This is a genomic window from Janthinobacterium sp. FW305-128, assembly GCF_020858135.1.
Taxonomy (GTDB): domain Bacteria; phylum Pseudomonadota; class Gammaproteobacteria; order Burkholderiales; family Burkholderiaceae_D; genus Janthinobacterium.
On sequence record NZ_JACYMK010000002.1, the window covers coordinates 442,641 to 467,617 of the forward strand.

The 24,977-nt window shown below is 63.6% G+C and carries 26 protein-coding genes; 13 read left to right on the plus strand and 13 right to left on the minus strand.

Features of this window, described 5'->3' with window-relative positions:
* The first annotated feature begins 64 nt into the window (after positions 1-64).
* Both IGS60_RS06850 and IGS60_RS28325 read left to right on the plus strand, forming a co-directional pair.
* A complete protein-coding gene (locus IGS60_RS06850) occupies positions 65-1,228 on the plus strand; it encodes an MFS transporter (RefSeq protein WP_121669404.1) in 1,164 nt (387 codons plus the stop codon).
* 4 nt (positions 1,229-1,232) lie between these two features.
* Positions 1,233-1,364, plus strand: coding sequence for a hypothetical protein (locus IGS60_RS28325; protein WP_268993948.1), 132 nt, complete (start codon positions 1,233-1,235; stop codon positions 1,362-1,364).
* A gap of 168 nt (positions 1,365-1,532) precedes the next feature.
* Here the strand turns inward: IGS60_RS28325 and IGS60_RS06855 are convergent, their stop codons facing one another.
* Positions 1,533-2,075, minus strand: a complete 543-nt coding sequence (locus IGS60_RS06855) for a GNAT family N-acetyltransferase (protein ID WP_230503137.1) — start codon at positions 2,073-2,075, stop codon at positions 1,533-1,535.
* A gap of 76 nt (positions 2,076-2,151) precedes the next feature.
* Between IGS60_RS06855 and IGS60_RS06860 the strand changes: the two genes are divergently transcribed.
* The 5 genes from IGS60_RS06860 to IGS60_RS06880 all read left to right on the plus strand — a co-directional run bounded on the left by IGS60_RS06860 (position 2,152) and on the right by IGS60_RS06880 (position 7,125).
* The gene (locus IGS60_RS06860; protein WP_230503138.1) at positions 2,152-3,357 is read left to right on the plus strand and encodes a citrate synthase family protein; all 1,206 of its coding nucleotides are present in this window, start codon (positions 2,152-2,154) and stop codon (positions 3,355-3,357) included.
* A gap of 45 nt (positions 3,358-3,402) precedes the next feature.
* Positions 3,403-3,894, plus strand: coding sequence for a MarR family winged helix-turn-helix transcriptional regulator (locus IGS60_RS06865; protein ID WP_230503139.1), 492 nt, complete (start codon positions 3,403-3,405; stop codon positions 3,892-3,894).
* Between the two features lie 33 nt (positions 3,895-3,927).
* On the plus strand, positions 3,928-4,380 hold the full coding sequence (locus IGS60_RS06870) for a PaaI family thioesterase (RefSeq protein ID WP_121669401.1): 453 nt from the start codon (positions 3,928-3,930) through the stop codon (positions 4,378-4,380).
* Between the two features lie 885 nt (positions 4,381-5,265).
* Positions 5,266-5,664: a hypothetical protein gene (locus IGS60_RS06875; protein WP_230503140.1), complete on the plus strand. Its 399-nt coding sequence runs from the start codon at positions 5,266-5,268 to the stop codon at positions 5,662-5,664.
* Between the two features lie 1,089 nt (positions 5,665-6,753).
* Positions 6,754-7,125 (plus strand): hypothetical protein, encoded by a 372-nt coding sequence (locus IGS60_RS06880; protein WP_230503141.1) that lies wholly within the window; start codon positions 6,754-6,756, stop codon positions 7,123-7,125.
* A gap of 67 nt (positions 7,126-7,192) precedes the next feature.
* Here the strand turns inward: IGS60_RS06880 and IGS60_RS06885 are convergent, their stop codons facing one another.
* On the minus strand, positions 7,193-8,155 hold the full coding sequence (locus tag IGS60_RS06885) for a site-specific integrase (protein ID WP_230503142.1): 963 nt from the start codon (positions 8,153-8,155) through the stop codon (positions 7,193-7,195).
* A gap of 275 nt (positions 8,156-8,430) precedes the next feature.
* Here IGS60_RS06885 and IGS60_RS06890 point away from each other — a divergent pair, with 275 nt between their 5' ends.
* Positions 8,431-9,453 carry a DNA-binding protein gene (locus IGS60_RS06890; protein WP_230503143.1) on the plus strand — a complete coding sequence of 341 codons (1,023 nt, stop codon included), beginning with the start codon at positions 8,431-8,433 and terminating at the stop codon, positions 9,451-9,453.
* Positions 9,454-9,836: 383 nt separating this feature from the next.
* Here IGS60_RS06890 and IGS60_RS06895 read toward each other — a convergent pair whose 3' ends face one another.
* The 4 genes from IGS60_RS06895 to IGS60_RS06910 are packed head-to-tail and all read right to left on the minus strand — an operon-like array spanning position 9,837 to position 11,748.
* Positions 9,837-10,124: a hypothetical protein gene (locus tag IGS60_RS06895; RefSeq protein WP_121669397.1), complete on the minus strand. Its 288-nt coding sequence runs from the start codon at positions 10,122-10,124 to the stop codon at positions 9,837-9,839.
* Positions 10,125-10,127: 3 nt separating this feature from the next.
* Positions 10,128-10,679: a hypothetical protein gene (locus IGS60_RS06900; RefSeq protein WP_230503144.1), complete on the minus strand. Its 552-nt coding sequence runs from the start codon at positions 10,677-10,679 to the stop codon at positions 10,128-10,130.
* Positions 10,676-11,110: a DUF1801 domain-containing protein gene (locus tag IGS60_RS06905; RefSeq protein WP_230503145.1), complete on the minus strand. Its 435-nt coding sequence runs from the start codon at positions 11,108-11,110 to the stop codon at positions 10,676-10,678. The genes IGS60_RS06900 and IGS60_RS06905 overlap by 4 nt, the downstream gene beginning before the upstream one ends.
* 29 nt (positions 11,111-11,139) lie before the next feature.
* Positions 11,140-11,748 carry a hypothetical protein gene (locus IGS60_RS06910; protein WP_230503146.1) on the minus strand — a complete coding sequence of 203 codons (609 nt, stop codon included), beginning with the start codon at positions 11,746-11,748 and terminating at the stop codon, positions 11,140-11,142.
* A gap of 191 nt (positions 11,749-11,939) precedes the next feature.
* On the opposite strand from IGS60_RS06910, the gene IGS60_RS06915 reads away from it, so the two are divergent.
* The 3 genes from IGS60_RS06915 (at position 11,940) to IGS60_RS06925 (ending at position 15,789) form a co-directional block, all read left to right on the plus strand.
* Positions 11,940-12,926 carry a DUF535 family protein gene (locus IGS60_RS06915; RefSeq protein WP_230503147.1) on the plus strand — a complete coding sequence of 329 codons (987 nt, stop codon included), beginning with the start codon at positions 11,940-11,942 and terminating at the stop codon, positions 12,924-12,926.
* Between the two features lie 11 nt (positions 12,927-12,937).
* Positions 12,938-14,311: a serine hydrolase gene (locus IGS60_RS06920; RefSeq protein ID WP_230503148.1), complete on the plus strand. Its 1,374-nt coding sequence runs from the start codon at positions 12,938-12,940 to the stop codon at positions 14,309-14,311.
* Between the two features lie 125 nt (positions 14,312-14,436).
* Complete coding sequence (locus IGS60_RS06925; protein ID WP_230503149.1) at positions 14,437-15,789, plus strand: serine hydrolase; 1,353 nt, start codon at positions 14,437-14,439, stop codon at positions 15,787-15,789.
* A gap of 3 nt (positions 15,790-15,792) precedes the next feature.
* Here the strand turns inward: IGS60_RS06925 and IGS60_RS06930 are convergent, their stop codons facing one another.
* From IGS60_RS06930 to IGS60_RS06940, 3 genes are all read right to left on the minus strand, one after another.
* The gene (locus tag IGS60_RS06930; protein ID WP_230503150.1) at positions 15,793-16,146 is read right to left on the minus strand and encodes a hypothetical protein; all 354 of its coding nucleotides are present in this window, start codon (positions 16,144-16,146) and stop codon (positions 15,793-15,795) included.
* On the minus strand, positions 16,143-17,696 hold the full coding sequence (locus IGS60_RS06935) for an EAL domain-containing protein (RefSeq protein ID WP_230503151.1): 1,554 nt from the start codon (positions 17,694-17,696) through the stop codon (positions 16,143-16,145). The genes IGS60_RS06930 and IGS60_RS06935 overlap by 4 nt, the downstream gene beginning before the upstream one ends.
* A 218-nt stretch (positions 17,697-17,914) precedes the next feature.
* Positions 17,915-19,411, minus strand: coding sequence for an MFS transporter (locus IGS60_RS06940; protein ID WP_230503152.1), 1,497 nt, complete (start codon positions 19,409-19,411; stop codon positions 17,915-17,917).
* Between the two features lie 63 nt (positions 19,412-19,474).
* Here IGS60_RS06940 and IGS60_RS06945 point away from each other — a divergent pair, with 63 nt between their 5' ends.
* Positions 19,475-20,371, plus strand: a complete 897-nt coding sequence (locus IGS60_RS06945; RefSeq protein WP_230503153.1) for a LysR family transcriptional regulator — start codon at positions 19,475-19,477, stop codon at positions 20,369-20,371.
* Between the two features lie 2 nt (positions 20,372-20,373).
* Here IGS60_RS06945 and IGS60_RS06950 read toward each other — a convergent pair whose 3' ends face one another.
* Positions 20,374-20,943 carry an XRE family transcriptional regulator gene (locus IGS60_RS06950; protein ID WP_230503154.1) on the minus strand — a complete coding sequence of 190 codons (570 nt, stop codon included), beginning with the start codon at positions 20,941-20,943 and terminating at the stop codon, positions 20,374-20,376.
* Between the two features lie 91 nt (positions 20,944-21,034).
* On the opposite strand from IGS60_RS06950, the gene IGS60_RS06955 reads away from it, so the two are divergent.
* Positions 21,035-21,565 carry a GNAT family N-acetyltransferase gene (locus tag IGS60_RS06955; RefSeq protein ID WP_230503155.1) on the plus strand — a complete coding sequence of 177 codons (531 nt, stop codon included), beginning with the start codon at positions 21,035-21,037 and terminating at the stop codon, positions 21,563-21,565.
* Between the two features lie 13 nt (positions 21,566-21,578).
* Here IGS60_RS06955 and IGS60_RS06960 read toward each other — a convergent pair whose 3' ends face one another.
* From IGS60_RS06960 to IGS60_RS06970, 3 genes are all read right to left on the minus strand, one after another.
* A complete protein-coding gene (locus tag IGS60_RS06960; RefSeq protein ID WP_070288342.1) occupies positions 21,579-22,769 on the minus strand; it encodes a low temperature requirement protein A in 1,191 nt (396 codons plus the stop codon).
* A gap of 51 nt (positions 22,770-22,820) precedes the next feature.
* Positions 22,821-23,774: a 2-hydroxyacid dehydrogenase gene (locus tag IGS60_RS06965; protein WP_230503156.1), complete on the minus strand. Its 954-nt coding sequence runs from the start codon at positions 23,772-23,774 to the stop codon at positions 22,821-22,823.
* A 508-nt stretch (positions 23,775-24,282) separates the two neighbouring features.
* A complete protein-coding gene (locus IGS60_RS06970; protein WP_230503157.1) occupies positions 24,283-24,954 on the minus strand; it encodes a hypothetical protein in 672 nt (223 codons plus the stop codon).
* Positions 24,955-24,977: the final 23 nt, after the last annotated feature.

Sequence of the window (24,977 nt, forward strand, 5' to 3'; positions counted from 1 at the left end):
CATGCGGCCAGGGCGCGCGCCCGCCTGGCGAGTGTTTTAGTTATTAATCTCGAAGGATATTGCTATGCCGCTGGTTGTTTACATTCTGGGGTTGACGATCTTTTCGTTAACGACATCCGAATTCATGGTGGCGGGCATGATGCCGTCGCTGGCCCTGGCCATGGACGAACCGGTGACACGGATCGGCTACCTGATCTCGCTCTATGCCATGGGCATGGTCATCGGCGGGCCGCTGAGCACCATTGCCTTGCTCAAACTGCGCGTGCCGAACAAGAAGGGACTGCTGTGGCTGCTGGGCTTTTATATCCTTGCCCAATCCGTCGCCGCGTCGGCCACCAGCTATGACATGCTGGCCATTGCACGCGTGGTCACGGGCGTGGCGGCCTCCACCTGCTTTGGCTTGTCCCTGGCCATTTGTGCCGACATCGTCAACCCCAACGCGCGCGGACGCGCCGCCGCCGTCGTGATCGGCGGCCTCATGCTCGCTTCGGTGGTCGGCGTGCCGGTCGCCACGCTCATCGACCAGCACCTGGGGTGGCGCGCCAGCTTCTGGCTGGTGGTACTGTTGGCGCTCTTGTGCCTGGCACTGATCACCGTGCTGGTGCCGCGCGCCAAGCCGTCCGAAATCGTCAGCCTCGGCAAGGAACTGGGGGAGTTTCGCAACCGCCATCTGTGGGCAGCGTATGCCAGCAGCGGCCTCATCATCGGTGCGATTTTCGCGGCGTTCAGCTACTTCGCGGCCATCCTGACGGAAATTACCGGCTTTCCAGCGTCTTCGATCCCCTGGCTGCTGGGCGTCTATGGCATCGCGAACGTGGTAGGCAATGGCGTGGTCGGCCGTTATGCGGACCGCTACACCACGCCCATCATGGTCTGGGGCATGGTCATCCTGAGCATCAGTCTGGCACTGTTCGCGGTCTTTGCGCACGACAAGGCCATCAGCGTCGCCTTGCTGGTCGTCACAGGCCTCGTGGGCATGTCGATGAATCCCGCCATCATCGCCCGCGTGATGAAAACCGCCCATCCCGGGCCCCTGGTCAACACCGTCCATACCTCCGTCATCAACATCGGCCTGGGCGCCGGCTCATGGCTCGGCGGCCTCGGCATTGCCGCCGGCTACGGCTTGCGCTCCCCACTGTGGGTCGGCGTCGCGCTGGCAGTGCTTGGATTAATCAGCTTGTTGCCTTACCTCGGGCACAGGTCGCGCGATTCGGTGCTGTCGCATTAACGGTATGCGTGCTGACCGTGGCGCCGAGCGTCCCGGCCGCTGCCAGCACGGCGTGGGTTGCGGCAACGGCGTCGATGGCGCCCTGCTCCGGCTCGTGGACAGCCTGTTCCGGCGTTTGCCGCAACTGTGGTGCTAGCCAGGCAAATCAGGTCCCCGTCACGCCGGACGCGATGCCGCCTGCCTCGACCACGGTGACTTGTGGCCCTTGCTGGTCCGGTGGTAGGCGAGCGACGCGCCGACGATGCCAATGCGTTCTGCGCGCTTTGGGTCCTCATGATTCATATCTGTCAACGTTGCTTATCTATTACCTGGCAGAGTCTACCCCAGCCGAGCGCAACTGCAGCGCATAGGCATGGCCATCGACAACCTTGCCTTCCACGATGGCGATATCGGGCACAGCCATTCCCTGTATGAAACCGCAGCGCTCCAGCACGCGGATCGACGCCGCATTGCCGTCGATGGCGTAGGCGCACAGGCTGGCCAGCTGCCATTCGTTTTGCGCCAGATCAATCAGATGGCGCAGCGCGGCCGTGGCCAGGCCCTTGCCCGCTTGCTGCGCGCCGATGCGATAGCCGACTTCGGCCGTTTGCGTCTGCCCGTCGATATCCTTGAGGTTGGCGCGCCCGATCAATTGTCCGTGTTCATCGACGATGATGCAGGGGTGCATGCGGCCCTGTGCGTGCCGGTCCAGGAATTGCGCGACGTGGGCATGAATGCCGTCGAGGCTGTAAAAATCATCGGCGCGCCGGTCGATATGGTGCTCGAACCAGGCCCGGTTGGCTTGCTCGAAGGCCAGCAAGGGCGCGGCGTCATCGGGGCGCAGGGTGCGAATGGTGTGTGTGCTCAAGGAGACTCCTGGAAAGGCATGAGTCTAGTGACGCGCCGCCCGGCCCGTCAATCTTGATTCCACCAATCAATATAAAGTGACAGCCGCTACAATGGCCGCCATGAACAACGATCTGTCCGCTGCCGAGGCCGCGCGCCTCTTGAACGTCAGCCTGCCCACCCTGTATTCCTATGTGAGCCGGGGCTTGCTGGCCTCCGTCAGCAACGGTGCATCGCGCCGCAAGCGCTATCCGCAGGAAGACGTGCTGCGCCTGGCGGCCCGCAAGAACGACGCCAAGCGCGGCGGCCAGACGGCCGTGGCCGCCATGCACTGGGGCTTGCCCGTGCTGGAGACGCGCATTTCCCACATTCTCGATGGACGATTGCTGTACCGGGCCTGCGATGCGACGGCATTGGCCGAGTCCGCGACACTGGAAGCGACTGCCGGCCTGCTGTGGGACGATAACCTTAGCGACTATTTTCAGCAGGACGCCCCGGCCCTGCCGCCAGGACTGGCCAGCGCGCCGGACGCGCCGCCGCTGGCGCGCGCCATGCTCGCCCTGGCCATGCTGGCGTCCACGTCCGCGAATCTGCCTGCAAGCATGCTGTCATCCGGTCCCGCCCAGATGCGCCTGCTGGCCGCCGCCCTGCTCCGGACGCCGCCGTCCGCCCTGCCGCTGCACCTGCAGCTGGCCTGGGCGTGGCATGCCGATGCGGAACAAACGGAATTGCTGCGCGCGGCCCTCGTGCTGCTGGCCGACCACGAATTGAATGCCTCGACCTTTGCCGTACGCTGCGTCGCTTCGACGGGCGCCAGCCTGCCCGCCGCGCTGATGGCCGGGTTGGGTGCCTTGTCCGGAGACAAGCACGGCGGCGGCAGCGCGGCGGCCAGGCGCATGTTGACGCAGGCGCTGGCCGCACCGGACGCCAGGGCCGCCATCGGCCAGTATTACAAGACCATCGCACCGGAATTTGCCGGCTTTGGCCATCCGCTGTATCCAGACGGCGACCCGCGTGCCGCGTATCTGCTGGACCGCTTGTCGGTGCTGTCGCCCGGACACCCCCATCTGTCCGCCATTCTGTCCGTCTGCGCCACAGCAAGCGAACTGCTCGATGCCCGCCCGAATGCCGACCTGGCGCTGGCCGCCATGGAACTGGCGTTCGGCTGGCCCGAAGGCGCGGGCATGAGCGTATTTGCGCTGGCCCGCTCGGCCGGCTGGATCGCGCATGCCGCCGAGCAAGCCGCCAGCGCGGCACTGATACGGCCCCGCGCCCGCTACGTGGGGCGCCACCAGCGCGACTGAAAATAGTCGCTTGATTTATTACGCATACGTAGTAGTATACTTCGCATGCGTATCAATACCTCCCCCCAGCCAGACCTTCCCGATGCCGCCGCCTGCCCGCTGGGCGAGCGTTCGCCGCGCCTGTTCAATCTGCTCAACCTGGCGCGCCAGAACCTGTTCCGCTCGGCTGATGCGGTTTTCACCAGCGAACTGGGCTTTTCCGGCACGCAAGTGGTCGCCCTGTTTGCCCTGAAGGGCGAAGAAGGCTGCCAATTGAAGGATCTGGGGCGGGCATTGCAGCTGAAAAACTCGGCCGTAACGGGCCTGGTGGCGCGCATGGAAGAAAACGGCCTGATCGTGCGCGGCCAGTCGGCGCTCGACGCGCGCGCCGGCACCCTGCACATGTCGGCCAAGGGCGGCGAGGTACTGGCGCATGCCCTGCCCCTGCTCGACAGCCTGAACGAACAACTGAAAGCCGGTTTCAGCGAGGAAGAGCTGGCCGTCGTCGCCCGCTTCCTGCTGCACGCCTCGCGCCTGCGTTTTGCGCAGGACGTCTGATTCATCCCCCCATCACCACCACAGGAGTTACCCATGCACCCCAACGACATGAACGGCTTGCAACTGATGCAAGCATTCGCGCAAGGCCTGTTCCCCCGGCCCGGCATTTCCAAGACCATGCCCATGGATGCGCACACGATCGAGCACGGCCGCGTGATCTTCACGGCCACGGCGAATGAAAACCACACGAATCCCATGGGCGGCGTGCACGGCGGTTTCGCCGCCACCGTGCTCGACACGGTCACGGGCTGCGCCACGCACACGGTCTTGCCGGCCGGCGAAAGCTACGGCACGACGGACCTGAACATCAAGATGTGCCGCCCCCTGCCCTTCAACGTGACGGTCTTTGCGGAAGGCAAGGTCATCAATGCAGGCCGCAACCTGGTCATTTCCGAAGGCACGATCCGCGATGAAGCCGGTAAAGTGTACGCGCACGCGACGGCCACCTGCATGATCATCCGTCCCCGGGAGCAAGCGGCCGCGTGATACGGTCCGGCACTATTGAGGAAGCCTGGCACAGCTGCAGGACCGGCTGCAAGCTGGGATATGCCGCCGAGGATGGCTCCTTGTATAGCTGGCTAGGCGGCGTACTGCCCGCGCACCGCAAAACGGGCCTGGCGCAGCGCCTGCTGGAAGACGCTACACTACCAAACACCGGCTCAACGATTTGAACAGTGTGTTGCATTGATCGATTGAATCCGCAGCCAAGAACAGCCATTCGCGTTGACGTGGCATGCCTGACTTTTCTCGCTAGGTATTTCGTGGTGCTCATGGGCCACTGGTGGCCATAATCTGATTGCCGCCACTTCCGGGAAAAGTTGATTATTTGCAATACGAGCATGAACTAGTTAAACTAATCGGATACTAACTTCCCCTCTTCAATATTCGTGCCAGTCAACTTAAATTTCAGCGAGACAAAGCCATGGCACTTGATGGATTAATCGAGATTGCATTGCGAGCTGTCGCCGAAGTAATCATTGTCGGTATATTTTATTGGCCGGGATGGCTACTACTGCGGATAATTACGGTAGATCGCTATCCACCTCCAATTGGCAAACCGCATAACCAAATGGCTGTTGGTAGCTTCGGATTTTGTGTATTTCTCGTTATGCTGATCCGATGTATTCCAGGAGCACGTCAATAGATGTTTTTCATTCTAACTCGTCGTTGCACACTGGTATTCTGCGTCACTGAATTTGGTCGTTGAGCGTGCGCTTTGGCAAAGCAAAACAGATCGGTTTGGGGCGAATCTGGTCTGTCGTAGGGCGCGCTAGATTTTCCATTCGACAACCTGCTATGCTGGTCCGAACGGCCGGCTTCGGCCAGCATAGCAAACTTACCCAGCGTGCAGACTGATATGAGTATTTACTGGTGGCAACAACGGAGCGACAGGCAAGCCACCGCAGCGGATCTCCGCTTCGCCTCCACGGTATGAAGGCCGTGGTGCTGCGCAAAAAATCGACGATGAAATGGAATCAATGCATTTCCCTTTTAATAACATTCGTTGGCAGTTTTATCGCATTTGCCTTCGTTTATTACCTGCTGGACCTTTCCTCAGGATTTCTTGCGCTAGGTCCCAACGGGAATAAGGAACCATTTTTCTTCCAGATAATGGATTTTCTTGATCGCGTTGGCGGCTTTTTTACCGGAGTTCCATTTCAAAAAAGAAATGCCGGACGGGCAATCTTATTTTACGCAACAATATTTGCATTGTGGATAACCCTCTTGGATCACAAGAGAATGCAAAACCAAAAAAAGGACCGTAAATAATGGCTTTGTTGCACAAATAAACTGAGAGTGTAATAGCCCCTCACCCCAGACGGAATTAGGCCATAGCCACCGTCGTCGGCGTAGCGATGAGTATTCTCATCAAACCGGACACCGATTCTTACACCAAGCTGGACACCGAATGGCATTTGAACCCGGACACCATTTCTCTTAGCCGGACAGTCACTGAAAGTCGCCGTTGCTGACGACCATGATGTGGATGTTCTTGCCGCCGCCCCGCAAGGCATGTGAAATTCCACGTACCTTCCAGATTGGCAACATGTTATCCTTAGGCGCTACTGCAGAGTTCGGCCATGAGCTGACATTTGTCGCAGGCTATTGCGTGAGGGCGAGTTAGAGCAGTTCTGGCTCACGGCGGTTCCGGTGATATTGTTGACTGTGCCCGTTGCCGCGCTAATCTTTCGATGGAACGCCTTAGGATGACAGTGACCGGCCACAAGCGGCCATCCATTGTTAGCGGCCCCGATACGGGACAAAAATATTTTCCTGACCTCTATGCTCGAAATTTTTTCTCCGTTTAGTTAACCCCAGATGTCTTGGTCATCGAGTTGCCGAAAGACAGTGCACGATTGAAAATTCAAGCGTTTGAATCAGAATGGGGACCTACGGATGAAATCCTCTGCTATTGGGATGGAATATTGTTCGGCCAAGCCACTCCCAACGATAATTTGAGGTTTGCAAAGTTGCTACCCAAGCTGGATCGTCAGAGGAATTATCATTGGCCAAGTGCCGATTCCTATGCATCTGCAATGGTAAGTTTGCTGACCCAATTTCCTCAACTTGAAGTTTGGTGTGAGCGGGACTGTGATCAGTATGATGTTGCCCGTATTGACACAATTGACGAACTGTTTGGGCAGCTTAAATTAGTGCAGTCCTATTGTCTGAACGGCCGAATTCAATGTCCAAGTTTCTCGTATCGTCCCGTTGAAAAGAATTAACTTCGAAGTTCTGAACGAACATATTCGGGAAAGTCCCGGATTGTTCAATTCGAATGCCAGGAATTTCCAGGAGCGGACGTCCAAACCTGACGTGGCAAGAGATCATCTATTTTAAATTTATACCAGAGGTTGCATGCGAAATTGTCAAAGCGGAAGCTACTTTACGGCTTGTCTGAACATTCGGCCAACGCTGCCATTCGAAGCCACGGTTGTCATTCTGGCTGAGGCACTTGGCATCAGGTTCTCGCCTGACGAGGAAGGGAAATACGAAGAATATCCGGCGTATCGCGCCTTCGCGCTTGGACTGGAAATCGCTCTGTTGGCGCCTCCACCGCCGGATATAGATACGCGGGATATCCGCGACAACTGTTTTCAGCTAATTATCGATAGCTGCGCGGACGTATCCGATGGCGGTGCGGACGTGGATCTGAGCGCTCTTATTGCGGCGCAGTTAAGCTCCGCCACCGAGCTGGAAATTGAGCGTGTCGACGTAGCCCCTGCGTAATCCCCCAGGGCGCTGCGCCCGCATGGACGTCCGCTGAAGGCGCACTGCAAGGTCTTGCCGGATGCCCTCAGCCCGCCGCCTTCTTCCCCTTCAACAAACTCCCCGCAGCATTTTCTTCAAAGCGGCCCGCCTCTTCTATATAGCCATGCACGGTGCCGTCGTGGCGCCAGCCGCCCTGGCGCTTGATGGCCTGGAAATCGGCGCCGGCGCGGTGCGCGCTGGTGGCCATGCCGCGGCGCAGGCTGTGGCTCGATAGTTCCGGCACGTAATCGAGCCCGGCCAGCCGGGCGCAGCCTTCCAATATCGTGTTGATGCTGCTCGCGTGCAATCCTTTTCCTCCCACATGGCCCCACTGGTTGACGGTGCGCAAGAGCGGCCCGGCGGCGATGCCCGCCACGCCCAGCCAGGCGCGCAGGGCCGTAGCCGGGCAGCAGATGCCGTCGCCGAACGGGATCGCCTTGACGATGCCTTCCCCCAGTTGATCCGTTTTCGAACGGGGCAAGGTGATCACCAGGCCTTGCGGCTCCCAGCGGATGTCTTCCAGCTTCAAACTTACCAGTTCGCTGCGGCGGAAAGCGCCAAAAAAACCCAGCTGCAGCAAGACGCTGTCGCGCAAGGCCTTGTTGGTGCCTAGGGCGGCCAGCCTGGCGACGATCAACTCCAGGTCTTCCAGCGGCAGCGCCCTCGCCTTCTTTTTCGGCTTGCCATGCAGGCGGGCGATGCCGGCCAGGGTCTTGCGCACGGTGGGCGTGGACGCGGGGTCGGCAAAGCCCTGGTACACATGCCATTGCGACAGCGCCGTCAGGCGCAGGGCCAGGGTGCGCGCGTTCAGGCTGTCCGCATAGGCCATCAGGTAGCGGATGACGGTGGACTCGTCGGCGGGCAGCGCCCCGCCCCAGGCCTGGAAGTGGCGGATGGCGGAACGGTAGGTGCGGCGCGTGTTGTCGGACGTGGCGGCGGCTAAAAAGGCCTGGTGGCGCGCGGCCAGCCCGGCATCGACGAGGGCGCCGCGTAACGGTACAGGAGCCAAGGCGGCGCTTTTTGTCACGGCAAGGCGGCGTTTCGGGACAGGCAAATCGGGCATGGCGGCGGCGAAATCGCGGTTTTGTACTGGGAGACACACAGAATAGCATGCAAAGCACCCCTATAACACGCGATAAGCGATCTTATCGTGCTTTATATTTTTCAAAAACGATGAAAATTTATATCGTAATATTATGCGATATTACGTATCATGTAATACGTTACTAAATTTCGCTCATAGGTGATTTCATGGCCCGCACCGGCATTCTGTACTCTGATGTTATGAAAGCAGCCCAAATCGTCACTGCCGATGGGCGCAATCCCACGGTCGACAATGTGCGCGAAGCGCTGGGCAGCACGGGCAGCAAGAGCACCATCGCACCCCTGCTCAAGCGCTGGAAGGAAGAGTTTCAGGGCACGGGCGCCGTGAAAACGGAGTCAGGCTTGCCGGCCGAACTGATGGAAGCGATGCGCGGCGTCTATGAAAAGCAGCAGCGCGACGTGGCGCAGCAACTGGAAACGGGCATGCAGCAGAACCGCGCCGAACTGGACGCGGCGCTGGACAAGCTGAAGAAGACGGAAAGTGAACGGTTGAAATTGACGGAGGCGCGCGCCGCCCTCACCCAGGAATTGCGCGCCACCCAGCATGCGCTGGCGCAACTGAAGGAAGAACACCATTTCCGCGCCGTCACCCTGGCCACCCTGCACAGCGACAACGCGGGCCTGACGCAGCGCCTGGCCGACCGCGGCGAGGAAATCGCGGCCCTGAACCGCCAGCTGGCGCAGGTGCGCTCGCAGTTCGACCATTACCAGGAAGCGGCCGCGACCCAGCGCAGCGAGGAGCGGGCCCAGGCGCAGCAACGGATCAGCCGTCTGGAGCAGGATAACGCGCAGCTGCAGCAGCGCCTGCAAGGCCAGCAGGCGACCCTGGTGCAGCAGGACATGCGTTTGGCGCAGCTGCAGGCGGAACACACGCGCCTGGCTGATGAAGCGGCCGCCGACCGCGAGGCGCTGGCCACCGTGCGTCCCGAGCGCGACCAGTTTGAATTTCAATATTTGCAGGCGGCCGCCTCGGCCGACGCCCTGCTGGCCAAGCTGGACACGGCCTTGCTGGCGCTGAACGACGCCAAGGTGGCGCTGGCTGCACAGGACAGACAGCTCGACATGCTGGCGGAAAATACCCAGGCAGCGCAGCAGCGCGCCGAAGCGCTGACGCTGGAACGCGATACCTTGCTGCGCGACAATGCCGGCATGGCGGCAAGGCTGGCACTGCTCATGGATAGCCAGGAGAAACGCGCTGTTTGAGCTTGTCTACATGGTATGGGATCTCTATGACGGTCGCGGAACGGGCCTGGCCAGCGCTCAAGGCTTGCCCCAGTATTTCGCCTGCCAGATGACGGCCGACGGGACGAGTACGCACAGCATTTCACCTTAACGCCAATCAACGCGACGCTGCTGGCGCTGGCAACTGAGCAATGAGACATCTTCCGCCGCTGGGAGCTGCAATTTCAAACGGGCACCGTCGCACTGGACAGCCATCGCGGACACCGTGGCGTCGACGTCCGCCAGGATGCGCTCGAGGACGCCATCCAGGCTGCCCTGGTGCCGCTGCTGCGGCAAAGCCGCGCTGCGCGCCACTTTTTACATCTTTTCCTGGATGCCGCCGAGACCAAGCCGTGCCGAGAGTATCAAGCAGGCCGGCGGCGCGCCAGCACCAGGCCGAGCGCCGTATCGGGAAACTTGCGCCATCGCCTGGGCGGCGTGGCACGCACGCGATTCTCGACCGCTGCCAACTGCTCGGCGTCGTCCGCTTTCAGGGTGGACGCCAATAGTTGCTCTTGCGTATGTCTCTCCATGCGATTCGCCCGTGCCTTGGCGGCGTGAATCGCCTTGCGCGAGGATTTACTGTTTTCGCCATAAGTATTGCGGCGGTCTTTGGCGTAACTGAGGTGTTTCTTTTCTTGTGGCGTTTTCATGGGCTACAAACGGCGGTTCAACACGCTGTCGATATCGTGTGTTTTCAGCTCGGCCTGGACCGCGCCATCCTGCAGCCAGTAGCCTTCGCTTCCCTGTTGCAGCGCGTCCATGTCGAGCGCGCCCAAGGTTGGCGCGATGGCGCCGGCAAGCAAGGCCGCCGCGTCGTCCCATGCCGCATACAACAGTTTCAGGTACCAGCCGTCGTCGTGCGCAAAGGCGAGAAAGCGGCTGCGCAAGGCGGCAGGCGGCGTGAGCGCGCCACGATGGTCAAGCATCGCGGCCACGTCCGCATCGCCGGGGGCCGGCGGCGCGCCCTGCCAATCGGCCCAGGCGTGGCTGCCCCAGGCATGGATATCTTCATGCGCCAGCGCTGGCAATTGCTGCCGCGCCAGGGTCTGGTAGCCGGCAGGTTTCCTGGGCGTCCCGGCGCTGCCCTTGCGCAGCACGATGCCGTCCGCGTCCAGGAGCGCGGGGATGACATCGTTGAATTCGATGCCGGAGGCGACCAGCATGCGCGCGGCCGGGTCGTGCCAGATATACAGATAATGTCTCAAGTGTTCGTTCGCTTTGGTTTTGGCGCCGTATTTGCGGCCACGGCGGCGCGTATCAACGCCTTGAACGCCGCGGCATCGAGATGCTCGCCTTCGTGGATGTCGATGGCCCGGCGCGTGTTGCCGTCCAGGCTGGAATTGAACAGGTGGGCCGGATCGGGCAAGGCGGCGCCCTTGGCGAAGGTGAGTTTCACGGCCAGTTTATACGTTTCGCCCGTGCAAATCATGCCCGCATGCGACCAGACGGGCACGCCGCGCCATTTGACTTCTTCGACCACCTCCGGGTCCGCCTGGTGGATCAGTGCGCGCACGGCGGCCAGGGTTTTGCCGCGCCAGTCCGCCAGCGAGGCGATTTTCGCGTCGATCTGGCGGGCGGGCGATTCGGTGCCTGCCGCTTCCCCGGCGGGCGGCGCGCTTGCAGCGGCTTTTTTCATGGTTCACGTCTCCTTCCTGTGCGCTTGTCTTACTGCGCAGGATCGGCCATGCAGTTGGCAAGCGAAGCAATGAATTGGTCGCGCAAGGCCTGGTATTGGGCGTCCGTGGCAAAGTCGCGCGGGTCGGCCGGCTGGTTCAACACGTAGGCGCTGGCGACCGTGCCGCTGGCGGCATGCAGCAGCGTATAGAAACTGATAATGCCCGGTGTCTCCGCGATGCTGGCGTTATTCAATCCTAGCACTTCCACGCCCTGGCGCGCGTCCGTTTTCAGCGGCACCTGATGCGGCGGCTTGCTGCTGGCCGACATCTCCTGCATTTGCGCCACGATGGTCTCGCGGTCGGCGGCAAACTGGCCTGCGGCGCTGCGCTCGATCTTCAGATTCGCGAGGGGCAAGCTGCTCTTGCGGAACAGCATCAGCCGGTAGCCATCGGCCGTCGAGACCCGGCGCTCCCCCGCCGCCATCTTGACGACGCGCGTGGTCGCGCTGGCGGGCAAGCGGTCCCGCGTTTTGAACTGGAACTCGCTGCGGTTGATGCATTGCGCCAGCGGCGCCAGAGGATCGGCCGTGCGGTCCTGGGCGTGGGTGGCCTGCGCGGCGAGCAGCATGGGGATGGCAAGCAAATGGCGGAGTTTCATGGCGTGCAATCATTTCATCGGGTTACAGTGCCGCGAGCATAACCGGTCATATTGCCAAAAGGCAAATGTTTAGTTGCCATCCTCTACAGCCCCGTGGGAATAGCTTCTTAATATGAAATTCACCTGGCCCGCGTAGCATTCAAATTGGCAAGGCTCTCATTGTGCAGCGCCTGCCATTTTCCGGCAGAATCATGAATGACATCGCTTTGACCTTGCACCACGGCGCCGCCGTGCCGCCCGCCACGCCACCCGCAGTGCCACTATATTCCGCCAGCGGCCACCGTCTGAAAGCGGCCTTGGGCGCCCTCTTCTTTCCCCGCCAGCGCACGCGTTGGCACGCCTTCCTGGGCAGCATGCCGGGCTTGAACTCGCTGGCGCAGCTGCATCCCTGCCTGCGCTTCAAGATTTACCGCCCATACGCCTCGCGCCGGCTCGGTTGCGCGGATCGCCTGGCCTTGCTGGAAGGACATTACCGCTTCCTGTGGCAAGCGGGTGCGCGTGCGCTGGTCGAACGGGCCGCGCGCGAACCCGTGGTGCTGGCCGCGTTCGACGGCAAGGATGGGGCGCAACACCGTTTGCAGCTGACGGCCATCCACGACAGCTACCGCGAGGGCGAACTGTGCCTGCGGCTGACGCGCGACGGCCTGCCCCTGTACCTGGCCAGCTTTCTGTTCGTGCCGCGCGCCGATGGCGTCTCGCTGCAGCTGGGCGCGCTGCAAGGCTTGCGCTCGGAAGCGGGCAAGCTGGCCGTCAAGGAAGCCACGCGGGCGCTGCACGGTTGCCGTCCGAAAAACCTGATGGTGACGGCCTTGCGCGATTTCGGCGATTTCTTTGCCTGTACCAACCTGTTCTTGATCAGCAACGACAACCGCATCGCCCTGAATGCGCGCCGGCGGCGCCATATCGCCGCCGACTACGACCAGGCGTGGCAGGAATTGCATGCCTTGCGCATGCGCGACGGTAATTATCACTTGCCCTGCGCGGCTTACCGCGTGCCGGATCTGGCCGGGGTGCCATCGAAGAAACGCGCCGATGCGCGCCGGCGCGGCGAATTGCTGCTCGGCATGGCCGCCGACATGCGCGCGCAGCTGGCGGCCATGATCGCCGCACCATCTTGCCAAAACGGCTATCTTGCCAGTGATGCTGTTATGCTGTATTCCCACCAATCAATTTCCTGACGGAATCGACGATGCCTCCACGTTTACGCACCCTGCTGCTGCCCCTCCTGTCCCTGTCCGGCGGTGCCGCCTTGGCCGCGCCCACCCTCGACGCGGCCATGCGGGAACGGGCGGAAACATTGGTGCGTGACGGCAAGCATGCGAGCCTGGTCATCGCCGTGATCGACGGCAAGGACAGCGCCGTGTACGGCTTCGGCCGCGTGCGGCCCGGCGACCAGGGCGTGCCCGATGCCGACACCGTGTATGAAATCGGCTCCGTGACGAAAACCATGACGGGCTTGCTGCTGGCCGACGCCGTCGTGGCAGGCAAGGCGCAACTGGAGCAGCCGGTGGCCGAACTGCTGCCCGCCTACGCCATCCCCGCGCTGGCGGGCCAGAAAATTACCGTGGGCCAGCTGGCCACGCACTTTTCCGGCTTGCCCCGCCTGCCCGCCAACCTGGTGCCGGCGGACATGGCCAATCCCTACGCCGGCTATGGCGAGGCGCAGCTGCGCACCTTTTTGGCCGGCCATGCGCTGGCGCGCGCGCCGGGCGCCGCGTATGAATACTCGAATCTCGCGTATGGCTTGCTGGGCACGGCCTTGGCCACGCAAGCCAATATGTCTTACGAAGAACTGCTGCAAGCACGCATTTTCCGTCCGCTGGGCATGGCCAGCAGCTCGGCAGTGACGACGCCCGCCCTGCGCGCGCACCTGGCGCCCGGCCACCTGGCCGATGGCAAGCCGGCAGCGAACTGGGATTTTCAGGCCATCGCGGGGGCCGGCGCCGTGCGCTCCAGCGCGCGCGACATGATTGCCTACATGCAATCGTACATGCGAGCGGCCAGTCCAGCACAGCAACTGGCCGTGCAGCCGCGCCGGGTATTGGCGGGCGAAGGCGATGGCGACGGCGTGAAAAAGATCGGCCTGGCGTGGATGCTCGACCAGGTCAAGGGCCAGCCTTTCGCCTGGCATAACGGGCAGACGGGCGGCTATGCCAGCTTTGCCGGCTACACCCTGGACGGCAAGCGGGGCGTGGTGGTGCTGAGCAGCACGGCGCGCGACGTCGACGCCCTGGGCGTGGGCGTGCTGGTGCCCGGCAGCCTGCCGCCGCCGAATGCCCCGGCGCCGAAGGAAATCGCCATCGCCCCGTCCGAACTGGCGCAATATGCGGGCCAGTATGCGCTGGCGCCCACGTTTGTCCTCAGCGTGCGCCAGGGTCCCGACGGCTTGCTGGTGGGCGCCACGGGCCAGCCCGAAGCGCCCGTATATGCCAGCGCGAAGGACACCTTCTTTTACAAGGTGGTCGAAGCGCAACTGGTGTTCCAGCGCGACGCCCAGGGTGCCATCACGGGCGTCGTCCTGCACCAGAACGGCCAGGCCATGCCGGGCAAGCGCAAACCTTAGCAAAGCAGCAAAAGTGGCATAAAACTCAGACGCCCTTCATGTTGGCGCCGTATGCTTCCCAAGGCATGCCAGCCATCTTATCCAGGTGCCGGCGTGCATTCGGCCCACCCTGGACAAGGTTACCCATGACACCCACTTTCGCCCTTCTCCCCCTTTGCCTGCTCGGCAGCGCCGCCTTGGCCGCGCCCGTCCTGGACGACGCCGTGCGCCAGCGCGCCGAGGAACTCACGCGCACGGGCATGCTCCCCAGCATCGTCATCGCCGTGATCGACGGCAAGACCAGCGCCGTCTACGGCTTTGGCAGCGTGCATGCAGGCAAGAATACCAAGCCGGGCGCCGACACCGTCTACCAGATCGGTTCCGTCACCAAGACCATGACGGCCTTGCTGCTGGCCGACGCCGTCGTCGAAGGCAAGGTCAAACTCGACGAACCGGTGGCGGCAGTATTGCCTGGGTACAGCATGCCGGCCTTCGACGGCAAGCAGATCAGCCTGCTGGACCTGGCCACGCATTATTCCTCGCTGCCGCGCCTGCCCGATAATTTCGCGCCCAAGGACCCCGCCAATCCGTATGCGGACTACACGGAAGCGAAGCAGCGGCAATTTCTCGCCGCCTACCATCTGCCCCGCGCGCCGGGCACCAAATTTGACTACTCGAACATCGGCTATGCCGTGCTGGGCACGGCCCTGGCCGCACAGGCCGGTACCAGCTATGAAGCGCTGCTGCAAAAGCGCATCGCGGTACCGCTGGGCATGCGCTCGACGTCGAACACGCCCACGCATGGCATGCTGGCGCGCCTGGCGCCCGGCCATTTGCTGTCGGGCGAGCCGACACCCGCCTGGGATTTGAACGTGGTGGCGCCGGCCGGCGGCGTATATTCGAGCGCGCGCGACATGGTTGCCTACCTGCAAGCGTACATGTTCAAGCCGCTGCGCCCGTATGCGCTGGCGCTCAAGCCGCAGCGGCAGCTGGCACCGGACAGCGAGACGAAAATCGGCCTGGCATGGCTGCTGGAGCAGCGGCAGGGTCAAAGCTACGCCTGGCACAGCGGCCAGACGGGCGGCTACACCAGCTATGCGGCGTTCACGACGGATGGCAAGCGGGGCGTGGTGGTGTTGACGAACGCGGCGCGCGATATCGACGCGCTGGGCTTGTCCGCCCTGCTGCCCGGCACGCCCTTGCCGCCGCTGAAAAAGCCGCCGGCCGCCATCGAATTGCCGCGCGCCGCGCTGGCCGAGTACGTGGGCGAGTATCCATTGGACAAGGATTTCACGTTGACGGTGACCTTGGGCAAGCAGGGACTGGAAGCGGCAGGCACGGGCGTCGGCTCAGCCCCCTTGTTTGCCAGCGCGAAAGATCAATTTTTCTTCCGCGCCATCGAGGCGGACCTGGCCTTTACGCGCGATGCCGCGGGCAAGATCGCCGGTGCCGTGCTCACGCAAGGCGGGCAGGACGTGGTGTTGCCGCGCAAGCAGTAACACCTAGGCTGCCGGGTCCTGCATGAATTGCTCGACCCGGGCGATGAATTGCGCCTTGCTGCGCGTGCGAAATTCACCGAGGAAGGCGTCGCTGCCCTGGACGATCTTGCCGTGGCGGTCGTATGCCACCTTGCCCATTTCCAGCACGAACTCACCCTGCGGATCGTCTTCCGGCTCGAAGTGCGAATTGAAGCAGTAACCGCTGTCGCGGCAGCTGCCCCACAGCAGCAGTGCGCTGCTGAACCATTGCATGGTGTCGGGCCCCGGCTCCACCTCGAACAGGGTGTTGACGGTGATGTGCCAGCCGCCCGGGACGCGCAGCGGCTGCAAGGGATAGGGAAAGCGTGGCTGTTTCATGGGGGCGATGGCAAGCGGCGGCTTGCGTAAAAGGCGAGGAAGTCCAAGGCCGGCAACGCTTTCGCAAACAGCCAGCCCTGGCCGAATTCGACCTTGCGTTCCAGCAAATAATCGGCTTGCTGCTGCGTTTCGATGCCTTCGGCCACGATCAGCATGTTCAAAGTGCGCGCCATGTCGATGATGTGCGGCGTGACGCTGCTGGTGGCCGCATCCGTGCCGATGGTGTCGACGAAGGATTTATCGATTTTGAGGGCGTCGAGCGGCAGGTTTTGCAGGCTCGACAGGCTGGAATAACCGGTGCCGAAGTCGTCGATGGCCACGGCGTGGCCCCGTGCCCTGGCTTTTTCGATGGTGGCGCGGGCCGCTTCCACGTTGATGAAGCCCCGTTCCGTCGCTTCCAGCCAGATCTGCTGCGCCTCGATGCCCGTGCCGGCCAGCGCCCGTTCGAGCACGTCGAGCACCCTGCCCGTTTCGATGTCGCTGGCGCACAGGTTGATGGCGATGTGCAGTTCGCGGTCGGCCAGCAGCGCGGCGCGCATGTCGGCGATGACGCAGGCGATCACCTGGTCCGTGATGGGCAGAATCAGGTCGCTTTCCTCGGCCACGGGGATGAACAGGTCGGGCCGTATCATGCTGCCGTCGGGACGGCGCCAGCGTATCAGCGCCTCGGCGCCCACGCACACGCCCGTGTCGAGCGCGATGATCGGTTGATAATGAACAAAGAATTCGCGCCGCTCGACCGCCGTTTCCAGTTCGCCGCGCAAGGATAGCCGGCGGCGCGACAGCCAGATGACGATGCCGACGATGAAGGCCGCCATCAGCAGGCCCAGCGGCAGGAGCAGCAGCTGTTCGCGGCGCAGCCTGTCGTTCAGCTTGCTGCGCGGCTCGATCATGACGGCCGTCAAGCCGTCGCGGTACAGCGTCGCGTGGATGTGGCCGTCCGCCGCTGGCTGGCCGGCGAGCAGGGCCTGCACCACGGCCGGGTCGGGATGATGGAGGGTGTCGAGCACGCCCTGCTTGCCGATGGTCACGGCCATCTGGATATCGCTGTCGACGATGACGTCGGAAAAGCGTACGGGATCGATCAGCACCTTGTAGGCGCGGTGGGACAGCCCCACCATGCGCTTGCCGCCGCTGACGACGGGCCGCAGGTTGAAATCGATGCCCATGCCGTTGGCCAGGGTGAAACCGGCAGGCGTGACGGCGATGCGCGCTTCTTCGATGCCCGTGGACGTGCATTTGAGCAAGCCATTTTCCACGTAGCCGATATCGTCGATGCTGCGCGTGGTGATGGTGATGCGGCGCAACTGCAGGATATGCGCCTCCGAGCACGGCGCCAGGTCCAGCGCATCGGCGCTGCGCAAGGCGAGCCCGGCCGACGCGATGGAGCGGTGGGCGCGCTCGAGCGCGTAGCCGGCCAGCAGGCGCAGGCGTTCCTGCTCGCCCTGCTCGGCGCGCACGGACGACAAATAGAAGGCCAGGCTCAGGGGGGCGGCCACGCCGATGACGGCGACCAGCACGCTGGTCACGATAATGCGTTTTCTGCGCATGCGACTCTCCGCACCGAACATAACCTACTGCGCGTCGCGATTTGCGGCTTCCGATGCTCACTGTGCATTCGCACAGCTCCGCTTCTCAGCCACAACTCACTGCCGCTCGCTACGGTTCTGTTCGACGCTCTTGATTGATCGTGTTATATGATTGCCATGTATTTCTCGATGGCATCATATTACAAGTGCGGGCGGCGCACGCGCATATTGCTGAAGAGTTACACTTTTTCCAGCGGCCTGGCCAGCACGAACACTAGCGCCGCCACCACGGCCGCCAGCCCGCCAGCCAGATACAGCACGCTGGCAAAGCCGTCGATGAAGGCGTGCCGGGCCGCTTCCTGCGCCACGGCTTGCAGCGCGGGCGGCAGCTGGCCGAAGGCGTCGGCCGCGTTGCCGGCCACGATGCGCCCGATCATCTCGGGCGAGGCTTTCAAGCCGTGCAGCCACGCCAGTTTCTCGAACGAGGCGGCCGTGCGCATGGCCAGCACGGCGCCCAGCGCGCCGACGGCCAGCACGATGCCGACGAAGCGCGTGGTGGTGCTGATGCCCGAGCCCATGCCCGTGCGTTCGCGGGGGATGCAGGCGAGGATGGCCTTCTGCGTGGTGCCGTTCAGCAATCCCGCCCCCGCGCCCGTGACGACCATGCCGGCTGCCACCCAGCCGTACTGCAGGCTGGCGGCGGCCAGCGCCGTGGCGACGTTGCCCACGGCGACGATCAGCAAGCCCGTCACCAATATGCCGCGGTCGTCCAGCACCCGCATGGCGCGCGGCGCCAGCCTTGACAACACCACCATGGCGACGGCGAACGGCAGCATGGCGCAGCCGGCGAGCACGGCGGAAAAGCCGAAGGCGTTCTGCAGGTACAGCGGCAAGAAGGTCATCATCACTTGCGCGGCGATGGCATAGCCGAACATGCCCAGCACGGCGCCGACGAACACGCGCCGGCCAAACAGCGATAAATCGACCATGGGCGCGCGCTGGCGCCGTTCCACCAGCACGAACACTACCAGCAGCGCGGCGCCCGCCGCAAAGCGCAGCATGGTGGCATGGCTGGACCAGAGCGCCACGCTGGCGTCGATCAAGCCCCATATGATGCAGAACAGGCCGGCGGAAAACAGCAGTGCGCCCAATGGATCAAAACTGGCGTTGGAAGCGTCCTTCGATTCGTCCACGTGCCTGCCTACCAGCCACATCAATATGGCGACGACGGGCAGGTTCAGGTAGAAAATCCAGCGCCAGTTGATGGCGCTCGTGACGAGGCCGCCCAAGAGCGGCGCCACCGTCATGGCCACGCCCATGGCCGCGCCCCACACGGACCAGGCGCGCGCCCTCTCCTTTTCCGCATGAAACGTGTGGCCGATGACGGCCAGCGCGGACGTCAGCAGCAGCGCGGCACCGAGTCCCTTGACGGCGCGCGCCACGTTGAGCACGAACGGCGTCCACGCCAGGCCGCACAGCAGCGAGGCCAGCGCGAACACGGCCAGGCCATACAGCATCACTTTGCGCCGTCCCAGGCGGTCGGCGATGCTGCCGGCCGGCAACAGGAACGAGGCAAACGCCAGCATGTAGGCGCTGACCACCCATTCCACGTCGACGAAGCTGGCGTTGAGCGAGCGGGCGATCGACGGCAGCGAGACGGCGACGACGTTGGTGTCGAGCATGATCAGCGCGCACACGCCCGAGCAGGTATAGAGGGTCCAGTTGGTATTCTTCATGCCTGTATTTTAAGCAGGCTGCTGTTATTTCCTGTTATAAGACGAGCGCCTTATAATTTACCTATGGTGAATACAGACAAAGACATGGAATTGCGGCATTTCCGCTGCGTGCTGGCCGTGGCGCACAGCCTGCACTTCGCGCGGGCGGCGGCGGAACTCGGCATTTCGCCGCCCGCGCTGACCAAGCAGGTGCAGGAAACGGAGCAGCTGCTGGGCACGCGCCTGTTCCAGCGCAGCAAGCGCGCCGTGTCCCTGACGGCGGCCGGAGAACTGTTCGTGCTGGAAGCGGCGCGCGCGCTGGAGCAGCTGGCGCAGGCGCAGGACGTGGCGCGCCGGGCGGGACGGGGCGAACTGGGACGGCTGGAAATCGGCTACGTGGCTTCGGCCGCCTATGCCGGCGTGCTGCAGGGACAGTTTGCGCAGTTTCGCGCCAGCCACCCCGGCATCCGCATCGGCGCGCGCGAATACGCGATGGATGCCCTGCCCGGCTTGCTGGACCAGGGCAGAGTCGACCTGGCCTTCGTGCGCCCGCCCCTGCACTTGCCGGAAGGAATCGACAGCGTAATCTTGCTGCGCGACCGCTTCGTGCTGGCCGTGCAGGCGGACAGCCCGCTCGCCCGGCTGGAGGTGGCGGCACCGGCCGCGCTGGCGCAGCAGGCCTTCATCGTGCCGGAACAGGAATTGGGGACATTGGAGGTGAGCCGGCGCGGCGGCTTTGCGGCGCAGGTGGTGTCGCGCCCCGGCAGCCTGGTGGCCGTGCTGACGGAAGTGTCGCTGGGCGTGGGCTGCGCCATCGTGCCCCACTCCGTGATGGCCAGCGTGCAATTGCCCGGCGTGGTGTTCCGCGAACTGGCGGCCCCGCAGATCAGCTCGGAAATCGCCGTGGCCTTCCGCCGCCACGAACAGGCGCCTGCCGCGCGCGCCTTCATCGCCCAGCTGCGCGCGGCGGCACTGGCTTAAGGTCAAGCGCCTTTCAATACCGCCACGGCGTAGGTGCAGGCCGTAGTCGTTTCATTCCTAAACACGCAGTCGGCCGGCGGCCCCAGTTCCAGGCAGTCGCCCTCGTCCAGCACGTGGCGGGTCTCGCCTTCGATGAAGACGAGGCTGCCGCTAAGCGCCCAGATCAGCTGCCGCCGCGCCACATAGGCGGCGGCCGGCATGGCCACCACGGCGCCCGGCGGCAAGGTAATGTGCACGAGGTCGAGCGGCATGTCGGACGCGGGCGACACGTGGCGCCGCACATAGCCGCTCTGCGGGTCGACCCACACGGGCTGCTCAAGCTTGCGCAGCAAGCGCCCCTCGCGCATTTCCGCGCGGGCGATCAGTTCGGACATGCTCAGGCCGAAGGCGCCCGACAGGCGCGCCAGCAAGGTGGCCGTGGGGCTGCAATCGCCGCGCTCCACCTTGTGCACCATCGCGCGCGACACGCCCGAGCGGGCCGCCAGCTCCGTCAGCGACCAGCCCAGGCTTTCCCGCTCGAGGCGCACCCGGGCCCCGATGCGCTGGTTCAATTCGTCTGGTTTAGTGGACATGTATCGGGTTCCATTCGGATTTTATTGGACAAGGCGTGGGCGGCACTCTATTATTTGTCCATTATAGTAGACGACTAGCAAGGAGATCAACATGCACATACGCGATGCCCACGCGGGCGATATCGAGGCCATCACGGCCATCTACAACGATGCCGTCAGCAACACCCTGGCCATCTGGAATGAACGGACGGTCGATGCGGCCAACCGCGCCGCCTGGCTGGCCGATCGCGAGCGGGCCGGCTATCCCGTGCTCGTCGCCATCGATGCAGAGGAAAAGGTGGCTGGCTACGCCTCGTTCGGCGACTGGCGCCCGTTCGAGGGTTTCCGCCATACGGTCGAGCATTCCGTGTATGTGCGCGCCGACAGCCGTGGCGCCGGGGTCGGCAAGGCCTTGATGGGGGAACTGATTATGCGGGCGCGCGGCCTGGGCAAGCACGTGATGGTGGCGGGCATCGAGGCGGGCAATGCCGGCTCGATCGCCCTGCACAAGCAGCTGGGCTTCGAGGAAGTCGGTTTGATGCGCCAGGTGGGCACCAAGTTCGGCGCCTGGCTGGACCTGGCGTTCTTGCAGCTGCAACTCGATGCGCGCAGCGATCCGGACGACATCGCGCCGGCCGGTTGAGGTCAAACAGACGTCAAGGATCAATCTCCGGCGGCGGGCGGCGCAGCGCCATGTGCTCCCACACGGCCACCAGTACCAGCACGCAGCTGGTGATGCAGGCCAGGATCAAGGGCGAATACAGGCGGCCGTAGGCCATCGGGATCAGCGCCAGGATGATCAAAATGCCCAGCAGATGCGACAGCGGCGGCGCGGTGCGGTCGCTGCTGACCCATTTGAACAGCGCATTGCCCAGCAGATACAGGATCGGGCCGCCCAGCAAGGCGCTGATGCCGGCGAAGCTTGCTTCATCCGGATGCACGAGGGCCAGTTCATCGGCCACGGCACTGACGATCACGCCGCCCACGATCAGCACGTGGATATACGTGTAAGCCTTGCGGGCGATGCGGCCCGGGTCCTTCGAGTGGGCGATGCGGTGGTGGCCCGCTTCGGCGCCCGTGTCGAAATAAATCCACCACATGGCGATGCTGCCGACCAGAGCAGACAAGAAGCTCAGCCAGTTGCCGGCCGTCCATTCCAGGCCCGCGAACGTGGCGCCCGTCACCAGCAAGGATTCGCCCAGGGCGATGATGACGAACAGGCCGCAGCGTTCGGCCATGTGGCTGCCATCGACGTCCCAGTCGGCCGTCGTCGAGCGGCCCAGGCCCGGCATGCCGAACAGCATCCAGGGCCCGGCCAGGTCGATCAGCAGGGCCGCGGCCCACCAGAAGATGCGCTGCTCGGGCGACGCGATGCCGCCGGCGATCCAGAAGATGCCGGACAGCACGGCCCACAAGGCGATGCGCTGAAAATTGCGGCGGCGCGCCAGCGCTTCATGGCGCACGGCCCACCAGGCGAACAGGGGCCGGCCCACCTGCATGGCGACGTAGGCGCCCGCAAAGCCCAGGCCCCGCGTGCCGAACGCTTCCGGTATCGAGGCCGACATGATCAACCCGCCCAGCATCAGCGCAAACAGGCTGATGCGCACGGGAATGCGCTCGGGGTCGAGCCAGTTGGTGATCCACGAGGTGAAGATCCACACCCACCAGACGGCCATCAGCAGCAAGCCCGTCTGCAGCCAGCCCATGGCGCTCAGGTGCGCCAGCAAGCCGTGCGACAGTTGCGTCACGGCAAACACGAACACGAGATCGAAGAACAGCTCGATCATGCCCACCTTGCCGCTGTCCAGCCCGCCCCGCGTGCGCAACAGCGATTTACTTAATTCCATAGCGACTCTTTCATTCATGCTTGATTAAAACGGTACGTCCCGGGTGGGTATTTATAACTTTACTGGCGTCAACAAGGGCAAGCCGGCGAAATGCGCGGCCAGGTTATCGACGACCAGTTGACCCATCGCATGGCGTGTTTCCACGGTCAGGCTGCCCACGTGCGGCGTGAGCACGACGTTGGGCAAGGCGCGCAAGGCGTTTGGCACGCGCGGTTCGTCCGCAAACACGTCGAGCCCGGCCGCGCCCAGGTGGCCATCCTGCAAGGCGGCGATCAGAGCGTCTTCGTCGATCAGGGCGCCACGGGCGATATTGATCAGGGTGCCTTGCGGCCCCAGCGCGTCCAGCACGGTGCGGTCGACGATCTTGCGCGTGGCCGGCGTGCCAGGCGCGCAGACGATCAAATAATCGCTTTCCTGCGCCAGGGCCAGCAAGGACTCCGCGCGCGGCACGCTGGTGCCGGCAATGGCGCGCGGCTGGAAGTAGCGCACATGGATGCCGAAGGCGGCCAGGCGCAGCGCGATGGCTTGCCCGATCTGGCCGAAACCAAAGATGCCGGCCGTCTTGCCGCGCAAGGTAGATGCGGGGGCGATGGCCTCACGGCGTTCCCAGCCCCCATCGCGCACGAAACGGTCGAGTGCCACGACATGCCGCGCGCTGGCCAGCAGCAAGGCCAGCGCCATGTCGGCCACGTCGTCCGTCAGCACGTTCGGCGTGGTGGTAACGGCAATGCCGCGCTCGCGCGCCACGTCGAGCGCCACGCCATCGAGGCCCACGCCATTGACGGCAACGATTTCCAATGCGGGCAGCAAGCCCATGTCGGCCGCGTTCAAGCCCAGCGCGCCCGTCGTGACGACGGCGCGGATGGCCGGCGCCCGCTCGGCCAGCCAGGCGTGGCGTTCATCCGCCGGCACTTGCCAGGCATGGTGGCAGGTATATTGCTGTTCCAGCTGCGCGTTGACGGCAGCCGAGGGACTGGGGGCGAGGATGAGGAGTTCGGGTGGCATGGGCGTCCTGGGTCGTGTCGACAAGATTTGCAGACGCAACTTAGCATATTTGAGACCCAGCCGGGGATGGCATACCCTAATACGCCCCCTAAAACCCTGCACGCCGCGCGGTCTTTGCCTGCGTCGGGCTGTCCGATTCGGCCGTAGGTCGGCTTAGCCCAACGGGCGTAAGCCGACAAGCGCTGCCACGCAGCCTGTCAGATTACGCTGCGCTAATCAGACCTACAACTGCACGCTGAGCGGTCTTTGCCTGCGTGGAGCCACCCGATTCCATCGTAGGTCGGCTTAGCCCAACGGGCGTAAGCCGACAAGGTGCCGCCACGCAACCTGTCAGATTACGCTGCGCTAATCTGACCTACAACTGCATGCCGCGCGGTCTTTTCCTACGTGGAGCCACCCGATTCCATCGTAGGTCGGCTTAGCCCAACGGGCGTAAGCCGACAAGCGCCGCCACGCAACCTGTCAGATTACGCTGCGCTAATCTGACCTACATAGCATTCAATCCGGCTCAACCAGGGCAAGGCACGCGTTTGATCTTGCCGCCCGTCTTGAACGGATCGGCGCCCGCGCCCGGGTTCGCATCCATGCCAAAGCACGTGGCACCGCCGGGGTTGACGACGCGCGTGGCGGGACGCCCATCGGCCGTCAGGTATTCCTCTACGCGGATGACGGGGCCGCCGCGCCAGGCGGAGGCGACCTGTTTCTGGAACGCGCTGTCGCCTTTGAGGTCGGCCGCGGCCAGCCAAGGCTGTTGTTGCATGAGTTCGCCGCGCAAAGCCTTGTCGGCGGCGCCCGCAGCCAGCCTGGCGCGCGTGCGCAAATCGGGGCCAGCTGGCGCGTTCGGGGGCGCGGCGGACAATTCCTCGGCGGGCATGGTGATGGCTTCTGCGGTCACGGGCGGCATGTCAGGCACGACGGACGGAACCTGAGCCCGCGCGCGCGGCACGGGAATCGGCATGGGTGGCGGCATGGCCATCGGCGGCGCCGGCGGCGCGGGCCGGGGCGGCAGCAAGGTCATGAAAGCCACTTCCGTATATTGCTTGAGCTGCCGCGCCGGCAGCAGGAGGAAGTACAGGCCCAGCACATGCATGGCCAGGATCAGCGCGACGGCCGCGCCTTTGAAGCTCAAGCCGCCCCGTAGGCGCATGGAAGCGGACTGTAGATGGCGGTGCAATGGCATGCGGTTTCCTGTGGGCGCCGGGC

What these genes read in the sequence shown, in the direction of transcription:
- IGS60_RS06970 (WP_230503157.1), bottom strand. Translation starts at nt 24,954, where the DNA reads ATGCCATTGCACCGCCATCTACAGTCCGCTTCCATGCGCCTACGGGGC.
- IGS60_RS28325 (WP_268993948.1), top strand. Translation starts at nt 1,233, where the DNA reads ATGCGTGCTGACCGTGGCGCCGAGCGTCCCGGCCGCTGCCAGCACGGC.
- IGS60_RS06850 (WP_121669404.1), top strand. Translation starts at nt 65, where the DNA reads ATGCCGCTGGTTGTTTACATTCTGGGGTTGACGATCTTTTCGTTAACG.
- IGS60_RS06905 (WP_230503145.1), bottom strand. Translation starts at nt 11,110, where the DNA reads ATGAAAAAAGCCGCTGCAAGCGCGCCGCCCGCCGGGGAAGCGGCAGGC.
- IGS60_RS06890 (WP_230503143.1), top strand. Translation starts at nt 8,431, where the DNA reads ATGAAAGCAGCCCAAATCGTCACTGCCGATGGGCGCAATCCCACGGTC.
- IGS60_RS06910 (WP_230503146.1), bottom strand. Translation starts at nt 11,748, where the DNA reads ATGAAACTCCGCCATTTGCTTGCCATCCCCATGCTGCTCGCCGCGCAG.
- IGS60_RS06925 (WP_230503149.1), top strand. Translation starts at nt 14,437, where the DNA reads ATGACACCCACTTTCGCCCTTCTCCCCCTTTGCCTGCTCGGCAGCGCC.
- IGS60_RS06950 (WP_230503154.1), bottom strand. Translation starts at nt 20,943, where the DNA reads ATGTCCACTAAACCAGACGAATTGAACCAGCGCATCGGGGCCCGGGTG.
- IGS60_RS06915 (WP_230503147.1), top strand. Translation starts at nt 11,940, where the DNA reads ATGAATGACATCGCTTTGACCTTGCACCACGGCGCCGCCGTGCCGCCC.
- IGS60_RS06945 (WP_230503153.1), top strand. Translation starts at nt 19,475, where the DNA reads ATGGTGAATACAGACAAAGACATGGAATTGCGGCATTTCCGCTGCGTG.
- IGS60_RS06935 (WP_230503151.1), bottom strand. Translation starts at nt 17,696, where the DNA reads ATGCGCAGAAAACGCATTATCGTGACCAGCGTGCTGGTCGCCGTCATC.
- IGS60_RS06955 (WP_230503155.1), top strand. Translation starts at nt 21,035, where the DNA reads ATGCACATACGCGATGCCCACGCGGGCGATATCGAGGCCATCACGGCC.
- IGS60_RS06960 (WP_070288342.1), bottom strand. Translation starts at nt 22,769, where the DNA reads ATGGAATTAAGTAAATCGCTGTTGCGCACGCGGGGCGGGCTGGACAGC.
- IGS60_RS06930 (WP_230503150.1), bottom strand. Translation starts at nt 16,146, where the DNA reads ATGAAACAGCCACGCTTTCCCTATCCCTTGCAGCCGCTGCGCGTCCCG.
- IGS60_RS06965 (WP_230503156.1), bottom strand. Translation starts at nt 23,774, where the DNA reads ATGCCACCCGAACTCCTCATCCTCGCCCCCAGTCCCTCGGCTGCCGTC.
- IGS60_RS06940 (WP_230503152.1), bottom strand. Translation starts at nt 19,411, where the DNA reads ATGAAGAATACCAACTGGACCCTCTATACCTGCTCGGGCGTGTGCGCG.
- IGS60_RS06870 (WP_121669401.1), top strand. Translation starts at nt 3,928, where the DNA reads ATGCACCCCAACGACATGAACGGCTTGCAACTGATGCAAGCATTCGCG.
- IGS60_RS06920 (WP_230503148.1), top strand. Translation starts at nt 12,938, where the DNA reads ATGCCTCCACGTTTACGCACCCTGCTGCTGCCCCTCCTGTCCCTGTCC.
- IGS60_RS06895 (WP_121669397.1), bottom strand. Translation starts at nt 10,124, where the DNA reads ATGAAAACGCCACAAGAAAAGAAACACCTCAGTTACGCCAAAGACCGC.
- IGS60_RS06880 (WP_230503141.1), top strand. Translation starts at nt 6,754, where the DNA reads ATGCGAAATTGTCAAAGCGGAAGCTACTTTACGGCTTGTCTGAACATT.
- IGS60_RS06865 (WP_230503139.1), top strand. Translation starts at nt 3,403, where the DNA reads ATGCGTATCAATACCTCCCCCCAGCCAGACCTTCCCGATGCCGCCGCC.